Source organism: Streptomyces sp. NPDC007917, from assembly GCF_042959105.1.
In the GTDB taxonomy this organism is placed as follows: domain Bacteria; phylum Actinomycetota; class Actinomycetes; order Streptomycetales; family Streptomycetaceae; genus Streptomyces.
This window is the reverse complement of the sequence record NZ_JBIBKK010000022.1, coordinates 135,849-158,852: the sequence shown is the minus strand read 5'-3', so window position 1 is coordinate 158,852 and position 23,004 is coordinate 135,849. Positions and strand designations below refer to the sequence as shown.

Annotated in this window: 20 protein-coding genes and 1 pseudogene; 7 read left to right on the top strand and 14 right to left on the bottom strand. The window is 73.5% G+C overall.

Translation table 11 applies throughout. From position 1 onward, the window contains the following. Window positions 1-114 precede the first annotated feature (114 nt). Window positions 115-1,086 (bottom strand): winged helix-turn-helix domain-containing protein, encoded by a 972-nt coding sequence (locus ACFZDL_RS34155; protein WP_353591421.1) that lies wholly within the window; start codon window positions 1,084-1,086, stop codon window positions 115-117. Window positions 1,087-1,172: 86 nt separating this feature from the next. Here ACFZDL_RS34155 and ACFZDL_RS34150 point away from each other — a divergent pair, with 86 nt between their 5' ends. Beyond that, a complete protein-coding gene (locus ACFZDL_RS34150) occupies window positions 1,173-2,414 on the top strand; it encodes an alpha/beta hydrolase (RefSeq protein WP_353591422.1) in 1,242 nt (413 codons plus the stop codon). 6 nt (window positions 2,415-2,420) lie between these two features. Here the strand turns inward: ACFZDL_RS34150 and ACFZDL_RS34145 are convergent, their stop codons facing one another. From ACFZDL_RS34145 to ACFZDL_RS34125, 5 genes and pseudogenes are all read right to left on the bottom strand, one after another. Then, entirely contained in the window at window positions 2,421-2,876 is a 456-nt protein-coding gene (locus ACFZDL_RS34145; protein ID WP_089510287.1) for a peroxiredoxin, read from the bottom strand. A gap of 28 nt (window positions 2,877-2,904) precedes the next feature. Beyond that, a complete protein-coding gene (locus ACFZDL_RS34140; protein ID WP_353591423.1) occupies window positions 2,905-5,142 on the bottom strand; it encodes a hypothetical protein in 2,238 nt (745 codons plus the stop codon). A gap of 59 nt (window positions 5,143-5,201) precedes the next feature. Further along, window positions 5,202-6,029, bottom strand: a complete 828-nt coding sequence (locus ACFZDL_RS34135; RefSeq protein WP_353591424.1) for a MerR family transcriptional regulator — start codon at window positions 6,027-6,029, stop codon at window positions 5,202-5,204. A gap of 153 nt (window positions 6,030-6,182) precedes the next feature. Next, window positions 6,183-6,992 (bottom strand): annotated as a pseudogene (locus tag ACFZDL_RS34130) (family 16 glycosylhydrolase); the annotation flags it as partial. Between the two features lie 319 nt (window positions 6,993-7,311). Next, window positions 7,312-7,728 carry an ankyrin repeat domain-containing protein gene (locus tag ACFZDL_RS34125; protein WP_353591425.1) on the bottom strand — a complete coding sequence of 139 codons (417 nt, stop codon included), beginning with the start codon at window positions 7,726-7,728 and terminating at the stop codon, window positions 7,312-7,314. Between the two features lie 139 nt (window positions 7,729-7,867). On the opposite strand from ACFZDL_RS34125, the gene ACFZDL_RS34120 reads away from it, so the two are divergent. Both ACFZDL_RS34120 and ACFZDL_RS34115 read left to right on the top strand, forming a co-directional pair. Next, entirely contained in the window at window positions 7,868-8,062 is a 195-nt protein-coding gene (locus ACFZDL_RS34120; protein WP_353591426.1) for a hypothetical protein, read from the top strand. Window position 8,063: 1 nt separating this feature from the next. Further along, window positions 8,064-9,803, top strand: coding sequence for a hypothetical protein (locus ACFZDL_RS34115; RefSeq protein WP_391193256.1), 1,740 nt, complete (start codon window positions 8,064-8,066; stop codon window positions 9,801-9,803). A gap of 67 nt (window positions 9,804-9,870) precedes the next feature. Here the strand turns inward: ACFZDL_RS34115 and ACFZDL_RS34110 are convergent, their stop codons facing one another. Further along, window positions 9,871-10,584, bottom strand: coding sequence for an SDR family oxidoreductase (locus ACFZDL_RS34110; protein ID WP_353591427.1), 714 nt, complete (start codon window positions 10,582-10,584; stop codon window positions 9,871-9,873). Between the two features lie 112 nt (window positions 10,585-10,696). Between ACFZDL_RS34110 and ACFZDL_RS34105 the strand changes: the two genes are divergently transcribed. Next, a complete protein-coding gene (locus ACFZDL_RS34105; RefSeq protein WP_353591660.1) occupies window positions 10,697-11,524 on the top strand; it encodes a helix-turn-helix domain-containing protein in 828 nt (275 codons plus the stop codon). A 2-nt stretch (window positions 11,525-11,526) separates the two neighbouring features. Here the strand turns inward: ACFZDL_RS34105 and ACFZDL_RS34100 are convergent, their stop codons facing one another. Further along, entirely contained in the window at window positions 11,527-13,047 is a 1,521-nt protein-coding gene (locus ACFZDL_RS34100) for a PLP-dependent aminotransferase family protein (RefSeq protein WP_353591428.1), read from the bottom strand. Between the two features lie 306 nt (window positions 13,048-13,353). Here ACFZDL_RS34100 and ACFZDL_RS34095 point away from each other — a divergent pair, with 306 nt between their 5' ends. Together ACFZDL_RS34095 and ACFZDL_RS34090 are read left to right on the top strand one after the other, a co-directional pair. Further along, entirely contained in the window at window positions 13,354-13,986 is a 633-nt protein-coding gene (locus ACFZDL_RS34095; RefSeq protein ID WP_353591661.1) for a hypothetical protein, read from the top strand. Window positions 13,987-14,242: 256 nt separating this feature from the next. Further along, window positions 14,243-14,617: an RNA polymerase-binding protein RbpA gene (locus ACFZDL_RS34090; protein ID WP_043486392.1), complete on the top strand. Its 375-nt coding sequence runs from the start codon at window positions 14,243-14,245 to the stop codon at window positions 14,615-14,617. A gap of 144 nt (window positions 14,618-14,761) precedes the next feature. On the opposite strand, the gene fxsA is transcribed toward ACFZDL_RS34090, so the two are convergent. The 5 genes from fxsA to ACFZDL_RS34065 form a co-directional block, all read right to left on the bottom strand. After that, the gene (fxsA, locus tag ACFZDL_RS34085; RefSeq protein ID WP_353591662.1) at window positions 14,762-15,322 is read right to left on the bottom strand and encodes an FxsA family membrane protein; all 561 of its coding nucleotides are present in this window, start codon (window positions 15,320-15,322) and stop codon (window positions 14,762-14,764) included. 61 nt (window positions 15,323-15,383) lie between these two features. Beyond that, complete coding sequence (locus ACFZDL_RS34080) at window positions 15,384-16,157, bottom strand: polyprenol monophosphomannose synthase (RefSeq protein WP_353591663.1); 774 nt, start codon at window positions 16,155-16,157, stop codon at window positions 15,384-15,386. A gap of 165 nt (window positions 16,158-16,322) precedes the next feature. Beyond that, entirely contained in the window at window positions 16,323-17,891 is a 1,569-nt protein-coding gene (gene lnt / locus ACFZDL_RS34075; RefSeq protein ID WP_391193261.1) for an apolipoprotein N-acyltransferase, read from the bottom strand. 801 nt (window positions 17,892-18,692) lie between these two features. Continuing rightward, window positions 18,693-20,333, bottom strand: coding sequence for an amidohydrolase (locus ACFZDL_RS34070; RefSeq protein WP_353591430.1), 1,641 nt, complete (start codon window positions 20,331-20,333; stop codon window positions 18,693-18,695). Window positions 20,334-20,438: 105 nt separating this feature from the next. After that, window positions 20,439-20,879, bottom strand: coding sequence for an Lrp/AsnC family transcriptional regulator (locus tag ACFZDL_RS34065; RefSeq protein ID WP_065966312.1), 441 nt, complete (start codon window positions 20,877-20,879; stop codon window positions 20,439-20,441). A gap of 254 nt (window positions 20,880-21,133) precedes the next feature. On the opposite strand from ACFZDL_RS34065, the gene ACFZDL_RS34060 reads away from it, so the two are divergent. After that, a complete protein-coding gene (locus ACFZDL_RS34060) occupies window positions 21,134-21,511 on the top strand; it encodes a hypothetical protein (RefSeq protein WP_353591431.1) in 378 nt (125 codons plus the stop codon). An 88-nt stretch (window positions 21,512-21,599) separates the two neighbouring features. On the opposite strand, the gene ACFZDL_RS34055 is transcribed toward ACFZDL_RS34060, so the two are convergent. Beyond that, window positions 21,600-22,772 (bottom strand): acyl-CoA dehydrogenase family protein, encoded by a 1,173-nt coding sequence (locus ACFZDL_RS34055; RefSeq protein ID WP_353591432.1) that lies wholly within the window; start codon window positions 22,770-22,772, stop codon window positions 21,600-21,602. Window positions 22,773-23,004: the final 232 nt, after the last annotated feature.

Below are 23,004 nucleotides of genomic sequence, written 5' to 3'. Positions count from 1 at the left end.
CCCGCCCGCGCCGTGGTGTACGCCGCCCCCTAGCGGGGCCTCTGGGGGGGGTGTTGGGGGGGGGGCGCGCGCGGGGCCCCGGCCCGCCCCCCCCCACCACGAACGCGCGCGCGGTCAGGAGGCGCGCCGCACCAGCAGGCCGCCCAGCGCGGTGCGCCGGTGCAGCACCGCGCGCCCGGCGCGGACCGTGGTGATCAGGCCCGCGCCGCGCAGCGCGGCGGTGTGGGCGGAGGCGGTGGCGTTGCTGACGCCCAGCCGCCGGGCGAGCCCGCTGGTGGTGTGTTCCTCGGCGAGCAGCAGCAGGATGTCCAGGCGGGTCCGGCCGAGCACCGCGGCCAGCGCGTCGTCGCCGCCCGTGCCGCCCGCCCCGGCCGGGGGCAGCGGCAGACCCGGGCCTGCCGGGTAGGTGACGTACAGCGGGTGGCCGGGCAGGTCTGCGAGGAGGGGGTGGCCCGTCCAGTGGAAGGTGGGCTGGAGCACCAGGCCACGGCCGCGCAGCGCGATCTCCCGCTCCCCGGGCCCGTTCAGCTCCCAGACCTCCCCGCGCAGCGGGGCGCCGGGGACCAGCTCGGTGAGCGCGGCGGCGGTGCCGTGTTCGGCCACGGCGAGGGCATGGCGGGTGAACTCTCCGTGGTGCAGGTCGCGCACCAGGGGCCAGACGGGGGCCAGGACCGCTTCGAAGGCCGTGTGCTGCGCGCGGCGCAGCAGCCGCCAGGCGTCGGCGCCGCCCCGGTGCAGATCGCGGATCCACAGCGGGGCGGGGGCCGGGTGTCCGGCGTAGACGCGCTCGATTTCGGAGCGGACCAGGGCGGGGCGGGCGGCCCGCACGGTGTCCAGCCCCTCCTTCAGGTCGTCGCTGAACACGTCGATGAAGGCGGGGGCCCGGCCCGCGGGGACCAGGTCGCGCAGCGGCCCGACGGCGGCGGGCAGGGACCGCAGCAGCCGCCGTCGCCAGCGGCCGTAGAGCGGTGCGTCGCCGGGGAGGCACATCCGCGTCAGGGCCACGTTCAGCTCCTGGAGCGGGGCCGGCCGGGGCGCGAACCGGACCCGGGCGAAGTCGGCGGCAGTGAAGCGGATGCGGATCATTACTCCCCCGGGCGGCGGCGCGCCAGCGTTTCGGGCAGGGCCTGAACCATCGCCCGCGCTCCCCGCCGGGAGCCAGCATCCAGGTTATGGCCTCTTCATTCGTTCACGATGCCGCCGGGGTGTCCCGGCGGACCGTCACCACGTCGGCCCTGCCGGCCGCGCTGCTCGCGGGCGGTGGCGGCCTCGCGCGGGCACGGGCCGCGGCTGCGGCCACCGTACGGCTGCCGGCGCCGACCGGCCCGCACCCGGTCGGGGTGACCACGCTGTATCTCGTCGATCGCTCCCGGCGCGACCCGTGGGAGCCGGGGATTCCGGTGCGGGAGGTGATGGCCACGGTCCGCTATCCGGCCCGCACCGTCCGGGGATATCCGCTCGCGCCACAACTGTCCCAGGGTGTTGCGGAGTTGTTCGCGGTGATCGCCCCCGCCACGCACCCCGGACTGCCCCGGGCCGGGGTGGACTGGGCGGCCACCATGACGCACGCGCACCCGGGCGCGCCCGCGCGGCCCGCCCCGCACCCGGTGCTGCTCTACAGCCCGGGCGGCGGCGATCCGCGCGGCCTGGGCACGGTGGTCGCCGAGGAGTTGGCGAGTCACGGCTGTGTGGTGGTGACGGTCGACCACCCGGGCGACGCCTGCGCGGTCGAGTTCCCGTGCGCGATGACGGGACGGGACATGGTCCGCCCGACCGTCTTCCGCGGGGATCCGCGCACGGGCCCGGCGACCTTCCGCACCATGATCGCCACCCGGATCGCAGACCTCCGTTTCGTCCTGGACCAGGTGGAGGCGGTGGCGAGCGGGCGGAATCCGGACGCGGCGCGCCGCCCGCTGCCGGAAGGCATCGGCCGCGCGCTGGATCTGAGCCGGGTGGGGGTGTACGGCCACTCGGCGGGCGGCACGGCCGCGGCCGAGGCGCTGTACGAGGACCGCCGTATCGCCGCCGCGGTCAATCTGGAGGGCTATCTCAACCATCCGGCGGAAGCGCCGGGCCGGGAAGGGGAGTTGTTCCCGGTCGCCCGGTACGGGGTGGACCGGCCGTTGCTCCTGCTGGACACCGATGGTTTCGGCGCCCGGGACGAGGACATGCGGCGCTCCTGGTCGGCCGCGCTCGCCCACCCCGGCGGGCACATCGGGCGCAGGCGGCTGGGCGACGCCGCGCACTGGGTGTTCACCGACTACGCCGCGGTCGCGCCCCAGTTGCAGACGGCCGGGCTGATGACCGCCGAGGCCCGGGGCGCGCTGGTGGGCGCGGTGGACCCGGCGCGCTCCGTGCCCGCCGTGCGGGGCCTCGTACGGGGGTTCTTCGCCCGGCGGCTGCCCGCACGCTGATCCGTTCTACGCCGCCCTGCTGCGCAGCGCCTCGAGGGCCTTGTCCGCGTGGACGCTCATCCGGAACTCGCTCTTGACGATCTCCAGCACCCGCCGGTCGGTGTCGATCACAAAGGTGACCCGCTTGGTCGGGACGGCCGATATGCCGCGCTTGACCCCGAACCGCTCCCGTACGGTCCCCTCCGGATCGGACAGCAGCGGATAGCCGAAGGAGTGGGTCCGGGCGAACTCCGCCTGCTTGTCCACCGAGTCCGCGCTCACCCCGACCGGCTGGGCGCCCAGCGCCTTGAACTCCCCCGCGATGTCCCGGAAGTGACAGGCCTCCTTCGTGCAGCCCGGTGTGAAGGCCGCGGGATAGAAGAACAGCACCACAGGGCCGTTCTCGAGCAGTCCGCTCAGCGTGCGGGCGGTGCCGCTCTCGTCCGGCAGTTCGAAGTCCTCGACGACATCACCGATATCCATGGATGGAGGCTACTCGGCGGCCGGAAGGTTACTCGCCCAGGGCGGCCCGCAGGGCGGCGGTGCGCCGTTGGTCGATGCGGATGCGTTGGAGTGCGAACCCGCGCAGGGGCGGGCGGCGTTCGGCGGTCAGCGATTCGCGCAGCCGGTCGGCGGTGGCCGCGGGGAGGCTGCCGCCGCCGAGGTCGCGCAGCAGGTCGAGCGCCGTCCCGGGGTGATCGACGGAGTCGACGGCCAGGAGCAGCGCATCCGTCAGCTCCTCGCGGTCGACCACCCCCTCGGGCCCCACAGCCCCGGGGATGGCCAGCAGGGCGCGCGCGGCGGGCAGGAGGGTGGCCAGGGACTTCAGCAGCGGCGCGATCCGCTCGGCCAGGGGCGCGGCGGCCGCGCCCAGCCGGCCGGTCAGGCGAGCGGCCGAGGCCCGGGTCTGGGCGTCCCGGCTCGCCAGTCCCCGGGAGATGGCCGGGACCAGCTCGTCGGGCGCCGACGCGCCGGCGATCGCCAGGATGGCCCACGCGGCCGACAGGCAGTCGCGCGGGACCCAGCCGACGCGCTCCCCCTCCTCGGGCGCCAGCAGCTCGCGCAGGCGGGGCAGCAGCGGCTCGCCGGCGGGGCCGAGCCGCCCGGCCCGGCCCACCGCGGCGCGCCGGCTGTAGAGGATGTCGTCGAGTCCGGGGCGGATCGCCTCGAGCAGCTGCTCGGTGTCGCCGGTGAGCCGGTGCAGGGCCTCGGCGGTGGGCATGCGGTCGTAGACGGAGGCCCCTTCGGCGGCCTCGCGCAGCCGGTCCGCCGCCTCGGCGGCGGCCTCGGTGCCGGCCGCGACGGCGGCCACCGCGCCCGGGGCGTGCTGGCGCTCCTTGGTCAGCAGGGAGTACAGCTCCGGGAGGGCGGGGGCCGCCTGCGGTCCCCAGGAGGCCAGCAGGGTGCACAGGTGCCGGGGCGCGCCGTAGTTGCGGCGGTCCGGATTGCGGATCAGGTCGCGGGCGGCGTCCAGGAGCCGGGGGTCGAAGGGCACCGACGGCTCGTCGCGGAGCCTCCAGGGCGAGATGCCGACGGCGGTCTCCAGGGCCTCCTTGCGGCGCGGCAGATCGCGGGCCAGCAGCGGCACGGCCCTGGGGTCGCCGAGGCCGACGAGCGCTGCGAGGGCGTTGTCGGCCACGTCGTCGGCGTCCTCGGCGTCGAACTTGTCCTCCGCCTCGGCGACCCGCTCGCCCGAGGCGTGGGTCAGCAGCGCGTCGGCGGCGGGCCTGCCCTCTTCCCCCAGGCGCCGCAGCTGTCCGATGGCCGTCCCGGCCACGACCAGGTCCTGATGCGCCACCAGGGACGCCATGCGAGGGGCCAGCAGCGCCGGGGCGGTGCGGAACTCGGCGCACAGCGGCTCGATGGCGGCCAGCGCCCGGCGGCCGCGCAGGTCGGCGCCGGGACCCTCGGCGGCCAGGACCGCGTCCAGCAGGCGGAGGGCCACGGGGAGCTCGCCGCGGTCGGCGAGCAGCTGGAGCAGAAGCTCGAAGGACTGGTCGTCGGGGTCGGTGTCCTTCCAGTCGCCGGAGTTCACGTCGAACCACCGCTCGACCGGCTCGATTTCGCTACCCTGCACGGCCCAGGCGATGGCCGCGGCCTCCAGCTCGTCCGTCCAGGAGGCCCCGTCGCGCACCAGGTTGAGGGCGGCGACGAGCCGGATCTCGGGGTCGCGGTCGGGGCCGAGTTCACCCGCGGCGATCTCCGCCGCGACGTCCGGGTCGGCGATACGGCAGGCCGACAGCAGGGCGGAGCGCAGCGTGGGGTCGGGCTCCTCCGCCCAGCGGGCCCGTATCGCCTCGGCGGACTCCCGCGACCGGCCGGACAGCAGGACGATACGGATCAGCCAGCGCCTGATGTCCTCGTCGTCGTGGGCGAGGAGGGGCAGCAGCAGCGGCACCTGCGCGGCGACGGCGGCCGTGAGCTCGCCCTGGTCGTTACGGGGCTGGTCCTCGCCGCCCGCGACGCTGTGCAGGAGCTCGAGCAGCGTCTCCTGGTGGATCCCGGCTGCGCAGGCCCGGGCCAGGTACGGGATGACCTGTACTGTCGCGCGGTACGCGGGGACGCGGGCACGCATCGCGCCCCAGAAGGAACCGAGCGCCTCCTCGCGGACATGTTCGTTGTCCCCCGAGACCAGGGCGCGCAGCGTCCCGGCCGGGTCGGCGGCGGTGCCGCGGGAGAAGCCGATGGTGGGCCAGTCCTCGTCGGCCAGGCCGGCGAGGATCGTTTCCGGGTCGTGCTGTGCCGTCATGCCTGCGATCTTGGCATGTCCCAGAGGCCCGGCCGGACCGGGCCTCCGGGACATCGGCCTCAGCCGCCGGCGACGATGGGCTCCTGGAGCTCGGTGACCCACTGGGTGCGGTCCTCGGGGCAGTGCAGGGAGACTTCGCGCGGGTATCCCGTCGAGCGGTAGCCGTTGGCGTCGATCCAGCGGGCCAGCGCCTGGGAGGTGGTCAGCACCTCGCCCTCCATGGGGCCGCGGTGCACGACGGTGGCGGCGCGCTCGACGCCGGGCAGCTGAACGATCTGGAAGTCCTCACCGGCGACCTGCGCGCCGACCGGCAGCCCGGCGTGGACGGTGATCGCCCCGCCGCCCTCGGGGGCGTCCTCGTAGTAGGCGAGCCCGGGGCCGGTCGGGGTCACGCCCGCGGCGTCCAGCAGCCCGCACAGCCGCTCGAACAGGGGGCCGATGACGGGCCCGATGTCCTGCGGTTCGAAGCTCGCCGCGGTGGCGCTCAGCTCGGCCAGGCGGAGCGGCGGCAGGCTCTTGATCACAATGTCCTCGGTGGGCATGCGTCCCTCGTTCTCGATGGTCCGGAGCCTCGCCTCGACCTGGGCCAGCCTGGCCACCGCCTCCGCGACGGCCGACTCCAGCTCAGCCCGGCGCAACCGCAGCATCCCGCGCAGCTCCTCGGTGCCGATGTCGTCGTCGAGGAGCGACGTGACCTGGTGGAGGCTGAAGCCCAGGTCCTTGAGCGCGATGACGCGGTTGAGCCGGGCGAGCTGACCGGCTTCGTAGTAGCGGTAGCCGCTGGTCGGGTCGGTGTGGGCGGGGCGCAGCAGCCCGATGGCGTCGTAGTGGCGCAGCATGCGGACCGACACCCGTCCGTGCTTGGCGAACTCTCCGATGGTGAACATGACGCCTTCCAGTGCAGGCCCTCACACAGTGAGAGGGTCAAGCGTACGGAGGCGAATGTTCTGTCGGCGCTCCACGGGAGCGGCGCCGGGGCCCGGCCATGGCTGGGCGCCGACGCCGCCGGGTCGCCGTGTCTCTCGTGGTCAGCTGCCTCCGGTGACCTTGACGTAGTCGACCACCAGCTGCTGCGGGAAGGTGGTCGAGCCGTCCGGGTCGCCGGGCCAGTAGCCGCCGACCGCGAGGTTGAGAATGAGGTAGAAGCGGTGGTCGAACACCCAGCGGTTGCCGTTCAGATCGGCGGGGGTGCGGGTCTGGTAGACATGGCCGTCCACGGACCAGGTGATCTTGTTGGGTGACCAGTCGACCGCGAAGGTGTGGAAGCCGTCGGCGAACTTCTGCCCGTTCGGCAGGGTGTAGCCGGCGCCTATGCCACCCGATCCGGAGTAGCCGGGGCCGTGGATGGTGCCGTGCACGGTGCTGGGCTCGTAGCCGACGTTCTCCATGACGTCGATCTCGCCGCAGTTGGGCCATCCGGCGCTGCCGATGTCGTTGCCGAGCATCCAGAAGGCGGGCCACATGCCCTGGCCCCGGGGCACCTTGATCCGGGCCTCCACACGTCCGTACGCGGTGGTGAACGTGCGTGCGGTGGAGAGCCGGGCCGAGGTGTACTCGCACCGGCCGTACCAGCAGTTGTAGTTGGCCGGGTTCTCCTTGCGGGCGGTGATGACGAGGTTGCCCTGGCCGTCGAGCGCGGCGTTCTTGGTGCCGTCCGTGTAGTACTGGCGCTCGTGGTTGTTGACGTTGTCGCCGGTCTCATAGCCCCATTTGGAGCCGTCGACGGCGCTGCCCGCCGGGCCGTCGAAGGTGTCGGTGAAGGTGGCGGCGACGGCCGGCGGGGCGGCGTCAGCGGCCGGGGCCGGCCAGGGGGCGGCGGCGAGGGCGGCCGCCGCGAGCAGGCCGGTCATGGCGATGCGCAGAGTTTTCCTCATGAAGCGATGGCCTTCCTGTGTGGGGGAACCGGGCGCCCGGGGCGTCCCGTGGGGAAGGGTGCGCGAAGGGAGCGCGAAGGGTGCGCGATGGGGACATCATGCCGAGCCTTGTTCAGGGCATGTCAATAGTCTGGACCATTCGCCTCAAAGAAGTTGAGGCATGTCGCCGTACGTGCGGCCGGAGGCGGACAGAAGTCGAACGGGCGACGGCCGCCGGAACGCCGCAAGCCCGGCCGCCCGGGCGCCGTCAGCCCGTCCGGAACGCCGCAAGCCCGGCCGCCCGGACGCCGTCAGATCACTCCGCCGCACCGAACAGCGCGAGCAGATCCCGCCGCCCGAACATGCGCGCCGCCTCGACGGCCGAGGGCGAGCCCGCCCGCGGATCGGCGCCACCGGCGAGCAGCACCCGAAGCACCTCGTCCTCGCCCTTGAAGGTGGCACCGGCGATGGGCGTCTGACCGCTTTCGCTGAGGCGGTTGGGGTCGGCCCCGCGGCGCAGCAGGGAGGAGACGGTCGCGGCGTGCCCGTGGTAGGCCGCGAGCATGAGGAGCGAATCGCCCTTGTCATTGGTGAGGTTGGCCGGGACCCCCGCGTCCACGTAGGCGGCGAGCGTGTCGGTGTCCCCGTGCCGGGCCAGATCGAAGACCTTGGCCGCGAGCTGCAGCACCTCCGGGTCGTGGGCCGGCTCGGTCTCGCGGTTCTGGTCACTCATGGGCGTCTCGCCTCCGGCTTCGCGTCCACACCAGTGAATACACCGATAATCCACCCATTTGCACCTTTTGCCGAGTGGGTACCTGGCGTGACCCTGGAAGGACTCATGGTGACCGTCCCCCACCAGCCAGGAGACCGTGATGATCCTGTCCATTTCCGGCGTCGTACTGCTCGGCGTCATCGTCTTCGTGTTCTTCCGCAAGGACGGCCTCAAGGCGTCACACGCCATCATCTGCGCCCTGTTCGGCTTCTACCTCGCGAGCACCGCGATCGCCCCGAGCATCAGGGCCGGTGGCGTCAGCCTGGCCAACCTCCTGGGCGGGATCAAGTTCTGACGTGCGCCGACGACCGCTCCCCCGTGTCCTCAGCGGCGGCGGCCCGCTGATCCGCGTCCGCGGGTTCGCCCGCGGGTTCGCCCGCGGGTTCGCCCGCCGCGGCAGGCCGGCCCGCGGCGGCAAGCTGGCCGGCGTCCGGGGCTTCGCCCGGGCCACCGGCGACGGCGCCGCCGATGTGCTGCAACCGCTGATCGCGCTGTGCCGCGGACTGCGCGCCATGGCCGCCGGCGGGCGGCGCAAATGGGCGCAGACCCCGAAGGAGCGCCGCGGCCCGGCGCTCTTCCTGATGGCCACCTGCGTGGTGGGCATCGCCCTCCTGCCGTACGGCCCGACGCTGTCGGCCGTGAGCCTGATGGGCGCCGCGTTCTGGGCCGGGCGCAAGGGCCCCGTGAAGGATCCGGGGCCCGGCGAGGCCGGCCGGGAGCGCCTGCGGATCCTGTACGAGGCGCTGGTGCCGTACTTCTCCGCCCCCGAGGACCCGAACCCGCTGTACGCGCACGGCGGGGAGTGGTCGCGCGCCTTCGACTCCTTCGAGTTCGACGACAGCGGGCGGCTGACCCGGCTGAGGCTGCGCTACCCCCCGTACTTCACCGACGGCGACGCGGAGTCCCGCGCCCGCGTCGAGCGGCTGCTGTACGCCAAGTCGGGGCGCGGCCGGGAGTACTCCTTCACGTGGGACGAGGAGGCCAATCACCTGACGCTGACGGTGCTGCCCGCCCTGTCCACCGCGATCGGCGCGCAGCGCTTCGTGACCACGCCCGGCGAGACGGTGCTCGGCTTCACCGACGCCTCCTCGGTGCAGCGCACCCTGCCCGTCACGGAGGCGGCCGACGACCCGGCCGAGGAGGTGCGGCGGGACGCCCCGCCGGTGGTGTGGCGCACCGGGCCGCGGTCGACGGAGCCCCATCTGCTGGCGCTCGGCCCGCCGGGGAGCGGCACCACGACCCTGCTGCGGTCCATCGCGCTGCAGGCACTGTGCCACGGTCAGGTGCTGGTGGTGGACGGCAGCGGCACCGGCGAGTACGCGTTCCTGGGCGGCCGGGCCGGGGTGCTGGGCATCGAGTGCGGGCTCGCCGGGACCCTGGCGACGCTGGAGTGGGCGGCACACGAGACGGAGCGGCGGCTGATCGCCGCGAACCGGGCCCGCCAGACGGGCCACCCGCCGCCGCAGGACATCCTCCGTCCGCTGTGGCTCGTCCTCGACCGGCCGACGGTGCTCGGCCAGCTCGCCGCGGCCGAGGGCCGCCGCGACCCGCAGGAGCTGCTGCAGGTGCCGCTGCGCCACGGGCGGGCGGCCCAGGTGCGGGTGGTGGTGGCCGACCACCTCGACGCCGCGGACGCGCTGGGCGAGGTCGTACGGTCCCACACCCGGGCCCGCGTGGTGCTGGGGCCCGCCTCCGAGGACCAGATCCGGGCCGTGCTCGGCGCCCCGCCGCACACCACGCCGACGCCCGAGATGCCCCCGGGCCGGGGCTATGTACGGCTCGGCACCGGCCCGGTGCACCGGCTGCAGGTGCCGGCCACCCCCGACCCGTACGACGAGGCGACGAGCGAGGCGCAGCGCCAGGCGGTGCTCGGACTGCTGCCGGAGCCCGAGCTGCCGCGGGAGGCGGCGGCCCCGTGCCCGGTCGAGGCCGCGGGCCCGGTCGAGGCGGGCCCGGTCGAGGCGGGCCCGGTCGAGGCCGCGGAGCGGGTCGACATGGTGAAGGCCGGGCCCGCGGCGGGCCCGGCGGACGGCTAACCCACGGCTAGCCCCTGTCCGGACGAGTGAGTCCGAAGGGCCCGGGGCTGCGGAGTGGTGTGCCCGATCAGGTGATGCGGTGTCCTCCGTCGACGTGCAGCACGGTTCCGGTGATGAAGCCGTTGTGCATCACCGACGAGAACGCCTGGGCGATGTCGTCGGGGGTGCCGACACGGCGGGCCGGGAGTCGCTCGGCCAGCTCGGCGAAGGCCGCCCGTTTGTCCATGCCGAGTTGGTCCCAGATGGGGGTGTCCACCCAGCCGGGGGAGATCACGTTCACTCGCACGGGCGCCAGTTCGATCGCCAGCCCATAGGCCAGCGACGCGAGCGCGCCGTTGGCCGCGGCCATGATCGTGTTCGACCCGTTCGGCCGGTACGCGTTGATGCCCGAGGTGTACGTGATCGAGCCGGTGACCCGGCCGCTCGCGTACTTGCCGACCAACCAGGCACCGAGCAGCTTGGTGTCCACGACGGCCCGGGCGGTCGCGGTGACGACGTCGGCGGTCCGGCCGTAGACGCCGGTGGCGTCCGCCGCGGTGACCGCGATGTGATCCACTCGCTCCACCTGGGCGAACAGTGCGGCCACGTCCTCCTCCCGCCCTATGTCGGCCGCGATGGTGCTGATCTTCTTGTGCTCGGAGCGCTCCAGTTGCGCCCGGGCCGTCGCGAGCCGGTCGGCGGATCGGCCGACGATGGTCACATCCATGCCCTCGGCGAGCAGGGTCCGGGTCAGGGCGAGGCCCATGCCGGAGCCGCCACCGATGATGATCGCGTCAGTCATGGTTCGAGGCTGCGCCGTCGGACCGGTTCCGGGGGAGGCCGCGTGGTTCCTGGGTGTGCCGCGGCCACCCAGGAGCGGGCCGGCCGATGGCAGACTCGGGGCCGTGAACGCGATGGCCAGCTTCCTTCGTATCCGGCGCGGGCAGATCGGCCCGGCCGAGGTCGGGCTGCCCACCGGGCCGGGTGCCCGGCGCACCCCCGGGCTGCGCCGCGAGGAGCTGGCGGCGCTGGCCGGCGTGAGCGTGGACTACTACATCCGGATCGAGCAGGGGCGGGAGACCGCGCCCAGCGACGCGGTACTGGGCGCGTTGGCCCGGGCCCTGCGCCTCAGCGCCGACGAGCACGCCCATCTGCTCGGCCTTGCCGACCGCGTCGCCGGGCGGACACCGCGCCGCCGGCCCGCCGACCCCCGACCGGCCGGCCGTGGCCTGCGGCTGCTGCTGGAGTCCGTCCGGCCGAGCCCGGCGTACGTACTCGACGAGGTCAACGACGTGCTGGCCGCCAATCCCGAGGGCCTTGCGTTGATGCCCGGGCTCAGCGACTGGCCGCCCGCACAGCGCAACACGATCCGGTACACCTTTCTTCACGCGGCCGCGCGAACCCTGTTCGCCGACTGGGGCCGGGTGGCCCGCAACAGCGTCGCGCACCTGCACACCGCCGAACTGGACGCGCCGGAGCGCACCGCCGCGCTGGTCGACGAACTGTCCTCGGCCAGCGGCGAGTTCGCCGCGCTGTGGCGCCGGCACGAGGTATGGGTCAAGCGCGCGGGCGAGACCGCGTTCCGGCACCCGGCGATCGGCGCGGTCACCCTCGCCAACGAGGTGCTCACCCCCGCCGGCGACGGCCAGCGCATGCTGATCTACCAGGCCCCGCCCGGGACCGCCGAGCACGATGCCCTGGTCCTGCTGGCATTCACCGCCGAGGACCTGCGAACCCCGTGAACTCAGGCCACGTAGCTGCGCGGGACCTGGGCCTCGGCCGCGGCGCCGGTCGCGACCAGCTCCGCCGCGGCGGCGAGGCAGGCGGCGGCCTTCTCCGCGACCGCGCCGCCGACGGTGAACGGAAGCCGTACGTACCCCTCGAAGGCGCCGTCGACCCCGAAGCGGGGGCCCGAGGGAACCCGTACGCCCAGCCGCTCGCCCGTCTCCGCGATCCGTGACCCGGACAGGCCGCCGGTGCGGGCCCAGAGGGTGAGCCCGCCGTGCGGCACCGCGAACTCCCAGTCGGGGAGGTGGCGGCGGACGGCGGCGACGAGCGCGTCGCGGTTCTCCCTCGCCTGCGCACGGCGCAGCTCGACCGCCTCGTCCCAGCCTCCGGTGGCCAGCAGCCAGCCCACGGCGAGCTGTTCGACGACCGGGGTGCCCATGTCCGCGTAGGCGCGGGCCGCGACGAGACTGCGGATGACGTCGGGGGCGGCGCGCACCCAGCCGATGCGCAGCCCGGCCCAGAAGGACTTGCTCGCCGAGCCGACGGTGATGACGGTACTGCCCCCGGGGTCGAGCGCGGAGACCGGGCGGGGCAGCTCCACGTCCTCGTCCAGGCGCAGTTCCGCCATGGTCTCGTCCACGACGAGCACGGTCCCGGCCGAGCGCGCCGCGTCGACGAGCTGTCTGCGCTGTTCGTCGGTGGCCAGCGAGCCCAGGGGGTTGTGGAAGTCGGCGACGACATAGGCCATGCGCGGCGCGGCGTCGCGCAGCGTCTGCCGCCAGGCCGGCAGGTCCCAGCCCGCGAGCCCGGGGGCCATGGCCACGGGGACCAGCCGGGTGCCGGCCTCCCGCAGGAGCTGGAGGATGTTCGCGTACGAGGGCGATTCGACGGCGACCCGCTCGCCATGGCGGACGAACAGCCGGCAGATGGCGGCCACCGCGCCCATGGCCCCGGTGGTCACCATGATCTGCTCGGGCATGGTCGGTATGCCGCGGGCGGTGTAGCGGTCGGCGAGGGCCTGGCGCAGCGCGGGCAGCCCGGCGGGGTAGTCGCCGTGGGTGTGGGCGTACGGCGGGAGCTCTTCCAGGGCCCCGTGCATGGCGCGGGTCAGCCAGGGCTCGGGCGCGGGCAGGGCCGCACAGCCCAGGTCGATCACCGAACGCGCGACCTCGGGCGGCAGCGGGTCGAGGCCACGGGTGGGCAGCGGGCTCCCGGCGGGCATCGCGGTCCAGCTGCCGGAACCGCGCCGCGACTCCAGGAAACCCTCCTGGCGCAGCGCCTCGTAGGCGGCGGCCACCGTGGTCCGGCTGACCCCCAGGGCCGCCGCGAGCTCGCGCTCGGCGGGCAGCCGGGCCGCGACCGGGACCCGGCCCTCGAGGACGAGCAGCCGTACGCGATCGGCGAGGGAGCGGTACGCGGGCACGCGCCGGCCGCCCGTCACCGACACGATCGCCGCGGCCTCGGCCTCCCGCGTGTGCTCCGGCCCGAGCAGGCGAGCCAACTGGGGTGCTCCCACCGCGGATGTCCACGGACTCATCGTCTGCGGTCCACCTTTCCGGAATTGGCCATGGAACTGGACTGGTCTGGGGCTACAGAGTGACATGCCACAGTCCACTGCCACCACTGGCCAGGCCACTTCAGCCTCTGGGAGCCTTTTTTGTCCGCGCCACCCGTACCGCCCGCGTCGTCCGAGCCACCCGTACCGCCCGCGCCGTCCGAGCCGCCCGCACCGTCCGCACCGTCCGCGTCATCCGAGCCGTCCGCATCATCCGCGCCGCCCGGCCCCCGGCTCACGCGTCGCCTGGTCCACCTCTACGCGGGGCTGGTGCTGTACGGCGCGAGCATGGCGCTCCAGCTGCGCGCCGGACTCGGGCTCGACCCGTGGGACGTCTTCCACCAGGGCATCGCCGGGCACACCTCGCTGTCCTTCGGCACGGTGACCATCGTGGTCGGCGCCGCCGTACTGCTGCTGTGGATCCCGCTGCGGCAGCGCCCCGGTCTGGGGACGGTGTCCAATGTGGCGGTGATCGGTGTGGTGGTGGACATCACACTATGGCTGATTCCGGAGCTTCACGCGCTGGCCCTCAGGATCCCCCTGCTGGTGTTCTCGGTGATCCTCAACGGCGCGGCGACCGGCCTCTACATCTCGGCGCACTTCGGGCCGGGGCCGCGGGACGGGCTGATGACCGGGCTGCACCGGCGCACCGGCCGCTCGGTGCGGCTGATGCGGACAACGATCGAGGTGACGGTGTTGGCGGCGGGGTTCGCGATGGGCGGGTCCGTGGGGGTCGGCACGGTGCTGTACGCGCTGACCATCGGGCCGCTCGCGCAGTACTTCCTGCGTTTCTTCGCGCTTCCCTCGCCCGCGGGCGAACGCTCGCCGGTCGTCGCGCAGGGCGAGCCGCAGACAACATCCGCAACACAGTCAACACGGACAATGCAGACAACACGAACACCGATACATGACCGGATTTAGCCCTCGCGGGTAGGGAGCGGTAGTGTACGCCCTCGGCCCACCAGGCGGACCGTTACTGCGCGCTAAAGTACCAGAAACGCTGGGTGACATCTGCTGCCAGATGTGACAAACCGGGCGCCTGTGGGTAGAACAACGGGGCGGCACGACGGGCGACGCATGTCCCAGTACGGGAATCTTCACCGCCGACCGGACGTTGACCGGATGACGACGACAGCGACACCTGTCCTGTGGGCGACAAGCCCGGGAGGCACGATTCATGAGTGAGCGAGCTCTCCGCGGCACGCGACTCGTGGTGACCAGCTACGAGACCGACCGCGGCATCGATCTGGCCCCGCGCCAGGCGGTGGAGTACGCATGCCAGAACGGACATCGATTTGAGATGCCGTTCTCGGTAGAGGCGGAGATTCCGCCGGAGTGGGAGTGCAAGGCCTGTGGCGCCGTGGCACTCCTGGTGGACGGCGACGGTCCCGAGGAGAAGAAGGCCAAGCCGGCGCGCACGCACTGGGACATGCTCATGGAGCGGCGCACCCGTGAGGAGCTTGAGGAGGTGCTGGCCGAGCGGCTGGCCGTACTGCGCTCCGGCGCCATGAACATCGCTGTGCATCCGCGCGACACCCGTAAGTCTGCCTGATCGCACAACAACCAGCGACCGACAGCGACAACATCAAGGGCCGGGGCCACTGCCGAGCAGTGGCCCCGGCCCTTGTCGACCCATCTGGCCTGACCTGGCCGGATCCGACCTGACCAGATCTGACCGGGCCGGAGCGGGAACGCGTCAGTCCCGGGGCGCCGAGTGCGGGTCCTCGTCGTCCCGTATCACCTCGCCCTGGATGACCTTGCCGTCCGGGTGGCGCATCCGGTCCTGGCCGGAGTCCGGCCCCGGCCCGAAGCCGCCGCCCATCGGCCCGGGGACATAGCCGACCCGGCGCGTGAGCATTGCCTCCGCGCGGTCCCGCAGCAGCGCGCGCGTCGGCGGGAACAGACACACCAGCGCGGCCACATCCGAGATCAGGCCGGGAATCATCAGCAGCAGCCCGCCGAGCATCGTGAAGCTGCTGCCCGTCCCCGCCGCCGGGTCCTGCGGCGCGGCGCCCGGCTGCATGGACCGGGAGAGGTTCTGCCAGGCCCGGCGGCCGGCGCGCTTGATCACGGCCGCACCGACCACCACCCCGGCGAGCAGCAGCAACAAGACCGTGAACCCGCCGGCGGCCTCCGCCACCACGGTCAGCAGCCAGATCTCCAGCACCAGCCAGGCCGCGATGCCCAGCGGCAGGAAGGTGCGGGTGCGGGAGCGCTTCGGACGGGTCGGGTCGGTCTGCTGCGACGGGCCGGTCATCATGCTCCAAGTGTGCCCGGAGCGACGGCGGGGCCGGGCCCCGGGGGCCAAAGATCTACGGCTACGAGGGGTCGCGCCCCAGCAGCTTGTTCGCCCGGGAGCTCACGCCCCAGGTCGCGACCCGCCAGAACGCCTCGGTGACGATGTCGCGGCTCATCTTGCTGTCGCCCCGCTCACGTTCGACGAACGTCACGGGGACCTCGATGACGTGGAAGCCCGCCTTGACCGCGCGCCAGGCCATGTCGATCTGGAAGCAATAGCCCTGGGAGGCGACGGCGTCCATCCCCAGGCCCTCCAGCGTCTCCTTGCGGAAGGCGCGGAAGCCGGCGGTCACATCGCGGATCGGCACGTCCAGCAGGATCCGGGAATAGGTGCTGGCGCCGCGCGACAGGTACTCCCGCCGCTTGGGCCAGTTGACGATGCGCCCGCCGGGCACCCAGCGCGAGCCGATCACCAGGTCGGCGCCCTTGAGCGCGGTCAGCAGCCGGGGCAGTTCCTCCGGCTGGTGCGAGCCGTCGGCGTCCATCTCGACCAGCACGCCGTAGCCGTGCTCGATGCCCCAGCGGAACCCGGCGAGATAGGCGGCGCCCAGGCCCTCCTTGCCCTTGCGGTGCAGCACCCGCACATGGTCGTCCTCGACCGCGATCTCGTCCGCGACCTTGCCGGTGCCGTCCGGGCTGTTGTCGTCGGCGACCAGCACATGCGCCTCGGGCACGGATTCCCGCACCCGGGCGACGATCGGCCCGATGTTCTCCGCCTCGTTGTAGGTCGGGATGATCACCAGGACCTTGCCGAGCGGGCCGTACTTCCGCCGCCCGCCCTCCCTCTCGGCCACGGCCCCGTCGCGAGGCGAATCTGCGGCGTCCGAGGTCTGGCGCGGCTCGTCGGCCTCGCGTGCGTCGCTCACCGCACCCTCTGGTTCGCTTCTCCGCCCGCGAGGCGAATCTGCGGCGTCCGAGGTGTGGCGCGGCTCGTCGGCCTCGCGTGCGTCGCTCACGGTCTACTGCCCTTTCTCGTCCATACGTCCCCGACGGCCAATCATGATCGCGGCCGCACAGGAGAGAACGCCCACCATAGCGAGCACCCACTCGGGGGTCGCACCGACGCGGTCGGCGACAGTCGTGCCATCGCGCAGCGGGACGCGCGCGGTGAGCACATCCTGCGTGAATTCTTTCGTCCGCTGCTCGATCGTGCCATCCGGTGCGACGACCGCGCTGATCCCGCTGGTGGCCGCGGTGACCACCGCGCGGCCGTGCTCGATGGCCCGCAGCCGGCTCATGGCCAGCTGCTGTTCGGGCTGGCCGGTACGGCCGTACGTGGCGTTGTTGGTCTGGACGACGATCATGCGGGCGCCCGCGTTGACCGTGTCACGGACGATTCCGTCGTACGCGACCTCGAAGCAGATCACATCGCCGAGCCGGGCCGGGCCGACCTTCAGCACCCCGGTGTGGTGGCCGGGGTAGAAGTCGCGCGGGACCCGCTTGAACCGGGTGATGACCTTGGACAGCTGCTCGCGGAAGGGGACGTACTCGCCGAAGGGCACCGGGTGCTGCTTGGTGTAGGAGGCGCCGGGGCCGGTCTTGGGGTCCCAGACGATGCCCTGGTTCAGCACATAGCCCTGCTTGGTGGGGTGGTCGACCAGGGCGCCGACGAGGACGGGCACATTGATCGCCTTCACGGCCTCGTCGATCCGCGCGTACGCCTCCCGGTACTGGAAGGGGTCGAGATCGGAGGCGTTTTCCGGCCAGATCACCAGATCGGGCTTTTTGATCCGGCCTGCCTTGACGTCCTTGGCCAGCTCGATCGTGGCGTTGACGTGGTTGTTGAGGATCTTCATGGGGCGGCCCAGGAAGTCCATACCGGGCTTCTGGACGTTGCCCTGGACGATCGCGATGTCCACGGCGTCGTCGGCGGCCGTGGGGATCGGCACGGCGAACCCGGCCGCTGTCACGGCCGCGGCCACGGCGACCGACCCGCCGGCCACCAGCGCCGCGCGCGGCCTCGGGGCGCCGCCGCGCATCCCGTACAGGGCCAGGGCCGCGGCGGCCAGCAGCGTGCCCGTCAGGGCGACGGCGAAGCCGACCAGCGGCGCCCCGCCGAGCGCGGCGAGCGGCGTGTAGGGCGACCCTGTGTTGGCGAAGGCCAGCCGGCCCCAGGTGAAGCCGCCGAACGGCACCCGGCCGCGGAGCCATTCCTCGGCGATCCACAGGCAGGCCGCCCACAGGGGCCGCAGCCAGGGCACCGGAAGCCGGGAGGTCAGGGCGAGGGCCGCGCCCAGCGGGAGGAAGTAGAGCGCCTGCAGGATCGCGAGGCCCACCGTCGCGTCCCAGCCGACGACGTGCAGCCACTTCAGCAGGAGCACGAAGAACGGCAGCGCCATCGCGAAGCCGGTCCAGGCGCCCTGGCGGGCCGTGCGTCCGTGGGTGAGCAGGCTCAGGGCCGCCACGGAGACCAGGGACAGCGGCCACAGCCCGTACGGCGGGAAGGCGAGGCCGAGGGCGATACCGAACACGGCCGCGACGGCGCTGCGGCGCGCCTCGCGCCGGGCGAGCCGGGCCAGGCGGCGCATCCGGCCGGGGCGGCCCTCTTCGGGGCGGCCCGGCTGCGCGCGCTCCCGCGCGGGGCGTGCCTCGGCCGGGGACGCGGCGGCACGCGCCGGGGCGTCGGCGTCGGCCTCGGCGGGCGCGGCGGCGGACTCCGGCTGCTCCCCCGGTCGGTCTTCGGCCGCGCCCCGGGGGCCGGCCTCGGCGTTGGTTTCGGTACCCGATTGCACGTGCTGCCTTCCTGCAAGTCGTGCTGTGGTGAGGTGACCGTATAACGCGGGGCTCGAATATGTGTCCCGAGGTCCGGAACGCTCAGGCGGACAGCGTGGTTCCCAAGCCGTCACGCGGGCTCCACGAGAGCGTCATGAACGCGCCACAAGGGCGCGTGCGTGCGTTGATGACCGTGCGTGCGTTGATGAGTCCGCCATGCGTGCGGATCGGGGCCCGGCGCCCTTCGGGCCGGCCTGGGACCCGCTGGCTGCGGGTCGACCGAGAGCCGTTGTCTACTGAGCGTCCGGGCCCCTTCCGGGTCGCACCTGCCGACCCGGCGATCCCTCCCTCGCCCCCGTGCGCTGGACCTGGCTCCCAGCGGTGGCGCACCGGCCGGCGCGCCACCCCATGGCCCAGCGGCGTTCGACGACTGCGTGGAGATTCCCCGGTCGGACGTCCTGTGGTGGACTCGGCCGAACCTACCGGCCGCCGACCGCACCCTGTCAACACCGGCACGACCTGCGCCGTTTCCTCAAATGAGCAGGTCAGTACGGACTGCGTTCAGCTTCCGCGACAAGCCGCGGGAGCATCGTTCGGCGGTACGGCACGGCCGTGCGTCACTCGTCCGGCCGGAGGTACACGGTCCGTCCGGCGACCACCGTGCGCACGCAGACGGGGAGTTGGGCGCCGGGCGTGAGGTCGGGCAGCCCCGGCGTCCCCGAGCGCGGATCGGTCGACCAGTCGGCGACACGGGTGTCGGGCACCTGTACGACGAGCTCACCGGTGCGCCAGACCGCGTAGTCGGCGGGCGCGCCGGGCACCAGAACCCCCGCGTCGTCGCGCCCGATCGCCCGCCAGCCGCCGCGGGTGTGCGCGGTGAAGGCCGCGCGGGCGGAGACGCGGTGCTCGGGGGTGCGGTGGAAGGCGGCGGCGCGGACGGTGCCCCAGGGGTCGAGCGGGGTGACCGGGCTGTCGGAGCCGAGCGCCAGGGGCACGCCGGCGCGCAGCAGCGCGGCGAAGGGGTTGAGGGTACGGGCCCGCTCCGGCCCGAGCCGCTGCGCGTACATGCCCGTCCCACCGCCCCAGGCGGCGTCGAACGCGGGCTGGACGGAGGCGGTGAGGCCGAGTTCGGCGAAGGCCGCGATGGCCGCGGGGGTGAGCATTTCGGCGTGCTCGACGCGGTGGCGGGCGGCGCGGACGCGGGCGAGGCCCACCTTGTCGGCGGCCGCCCGTACGCCCTCCACGACGGTGGTCACGGCGGCGTCGCCGATGGCGTGGAAGCCGGCCTGCAGCCCGGCCTCGGTGCAGGCGATGACATGGGCGGCGACGGCGGCCGCCTCCAGGTGGGCGGTGCCGGTGTGCGGGGCGTCGGCGTACGGCTCGTGCAGATGCGCGGTGTGCGAGCCGAGCGAGCCGTCGACGAAGAGGTCGCCCGCCGCGCCGAAGGCGCCGAGGTCACGCACCTTGTCCAGGTCGGCGGCGCTCTCGGCGGCCTCGGCCCAGTAGCCGAAGACGCGCGGGCCCGGCTCCTCGGCGGCCAGCCGCAGCAGCCCGGCGAGGTCGTCCTCGGCGGAGATGTCGGGGCCCGCGCACTCATGGACCGAGCCGATGCCGAGGGAGGCGGCGCGGGCGCGGGCGGCGCGCTGTGCGTCGGCGCGCTGCCGGGCGGTCACGGCGCCGCGGGCCGCGGCGCGCACGGCGTGGTGGGCGGCGCCGGTCAGCGGCCCGTCGGGGTGGTATCCGGCCAGCCCGGCGATGCCCGGAACCACATCGAGCAGGGCGGTGGTGACGACGGCGGAGTGCACATCGACGCGGGTGAGGTAGAGCGGACGGCCGCCGGCGGCCTCGTCGAGTTCGGCGCGCGTGGGGGGCCGCCCCTCCGGCCAGCCGCTGGCGTCCCAGCCGTGGCCGAGGAGGATCCGGTCCTCGGGGTGGGCCAGCGCGTACGCGCGTACGCGGCCGAGCGCGTCCGCGAGCGTACGGGCGCCCGCGAGGTCGAGGCCGGTGAGGGCGAGTCCGGTGGCGGTGGTGTGCACATGCGCGTCGGTGAACGCGGGGGTGACCAGCGCTCCGTCGAGGTGGACGACCTCGTCCACGCCGTCGGCGAAGCTGTCAGCGGCGCCCTCCGAGCCGACCCAGGCGACGGTGCCCCGTTCGACCACCATGGCGGTGGCGAACGGATCGGCGGGGCTGTGGACCTCGCCGCCGCGCAGCAGAACGGTGCGGCCTTCGGCCTGGGCGGGTGTGGGGTCGTTCACGACGGGCTGCCTCGCGGGGTCGGGTCGGGCGTGCGGTACGCCGTTAAGTCTCGCCCCTCGACGGAGCCGGCCGACACCAGGGGCGTTGCGTTCGCGGCGCGGGATTCACACGCGGGGCGGGCGCGCCTCGTAGGGCGTGGACAGCACGACGGTGGTCCGGGTGGAGACCCCGGCCAGCGAGCGGATCCGGCTGAGCAGGTTCTCCAGCTCCAGCGGCGTGGCGACGCGCACCTTGAGGATGTAGTTCTCGTCCCCCGCCACGCTGTGGCACGCCTCGATCTCGGGCACGTCGGCCAGCCGCTCGGCGATGTCGTCGGGCGCGCTGGGGTCGAAGGGTTTGACGGAGATGAACGCGGTGAGCGGCAGGCCGACGGCCTCCGGGTCCACCACGGCCGCGTAGCCGCGGATGACCCCCCGCTGTTCGAGCCGGCGCACGCGCTGGTGCACCGCCGATGTCGACAGGCCGGTGGCCTTGCCCAGGTCGGTGTAGCTCATCCGCCCGTCCTTGACGAGCAGTTCCACGATCTGTCTGTCCAGCTCCTCCACAGCCCGTCACCCTATGCGGTCGGAGGCGGTCCGGCCCAGTCGGTGTTTCCCCTGTGGACACCGGTGGGACATACGCCCATGTTCGCAGCATCTGCTGCGGGCATGTGACGAACGCCACATACATTCGCCGGGGTCCCAGGGGATGCCGCGATTACCCGCGTAGTGCCGCGGGAAATGCTTGCTGTGGTCGAGGCCGACGAGCCTGGCCAGGCCGAGGCCGACGAGCCCGGCCAGCCCACCCGAGGGGGAAATTCATGCCCTATTTGGAGCGCCTGGAAGAAGGCGACAACGATACGGACGAGACCTACGAGATCTTCCGGGTCGTCTGCCCGGATTGCGCTCGTCCAATCGCCCTGCTGGCCGACGAGGACGTGCTGCCCGAGCATGCGCTGTGCCCGTCCCCGTGGAACCCGTTCGGGCTCACGGTCTGCCCCGGCACGGGGCGGGGGGTGGCGGACGCCTCCGCCGCCGACGCGTCGATGGAGGCGTCGGAGCAGGACGCCGCCATGCTGCTGACGCTGCCGGAGACGCTGGACTGGCGGATGCAGCCGTTCTCGCACATCGGCGGCCCCGGGTCGCAGCCCATCCGGATGCCGGGTCTGCGCCGCCGCCCGCGGACGTCCCGGGCCTGACACCGACCGCTCACCGAGGGGGCCCGGCGCGCCGCGCCCCCACCGGCGTGAGCTTCAGTACGTCCTCCGCGCCGTCACCGGCACCACCTCAGCGACTCTCCGGACCCGCGAGATGGCGGGCGATCACGACGCGCTGGATCTGGTTGGTGCCCTCCACGATCTGCAGCACCTTGGCCTCCCGCATATAGCGTTCGACCGGGAAGTCCGCGGTGTAGCCGTAGCCGCCCAGCATCTGGACGGCGTCCGTGGTGACCTTCATGGCGGTGTCGGTGCAGAACAGCTTGGCCATCGCCGCCTGCCTGGAGAACGGCCTGCCCGCGTCGCGCAGCCGTGCGGCCGCGAGGTAGAGGGCACGTCCGGCCTCGATCTGAGTGGCCATGTCGGCCAGCATGAAGCGCAGCCCCTGGAAGTCGGCCACGGGGTGGCCGAACTGCCGCCGCTGCGTGGTGTAGGCAAGCGCCTCGTCCAGCGCCGCCTGGGCGAGACCGATCGCGCACGCGGCGATGCCGAGGCGGCCCGCGTCGAGGGCCGAGAGGGCTATGGCGAAGCCCTGGCCCTCCTCGCCCACGCGGCGGGCGTCGGGCACCCGGACGCCGTCGAGGTGGATCTGCGCGGTGGGCGAGCCCTTCATGCCCATCTTGCGCTCGGGCGCGGCGGCACTGAGCCCGGGGGTGTCGTCGGGGACCAGGAACGCGGTGATGCCGCGGGTCCGGTCGGGCCCGGTGCGCGCCATCACGGTGTAGAAGTCGGCGATACCGCCGTGGGTGATCCAGGCCTTGGTGCCGGCCAGGGTCCAGCCGTCGCCCTCGCGGTCGGCGCGGGTGGTGAGCCCGGCCGCGTCGGAGCCGGAGGAGGGCTCGGACAGGCAGTACGCGCCCAGCAGCCCGCCGCCCAGCATCGCGGGAAGGTGCTCGGCGATCTGCTCCTTGCTGCCGTAGTGGGCGAGGGCGTGGCAGGCGAGGGTGTGCACGCTGACGCCGAGGCCGACGGTGAGCCGGGCCGCGGCCAGCTCCTCCAGGACCTGCAGATAGACCTCGTACGGCTGCTCACCGCCGCCGAACTCCTCGGGGTACACAAGACCCAGCAGCCCGGACTGCGACAACAGGGCGAACAGATCGCGCGGGAAGTGCCCGGCGGCCTCCTCTTCGGCGGCGCGCGGCCTGATCTCCCGCTCGATCAGCTCCCGGACGAGTGCGATCAGGTCGTGGGCCTCCTCGGTGGGCAGCTCACGCTCCACCGGCTGCGGTCGGTGGTCGGTCATGACGGCGCTCTCCTCTCCCTGTCGGGCGCGGCGGCGGCACGGCGCCGGGGGTGCGGCGGCGGCCGCCGGGTGTGCTGCCGGGCGGTCGCAGACGCTCCCATCGGGTCTCGAATGGGGGCGTGACCTGCACCGTGGCGGTTGGAGTATGCCCGATCCGGGGCCCTGCGTCACCGGTCGGTGGATCTTCAACCAAGTTCCTCGACGGTGAGCACATTGGTCCAAACCATTGACC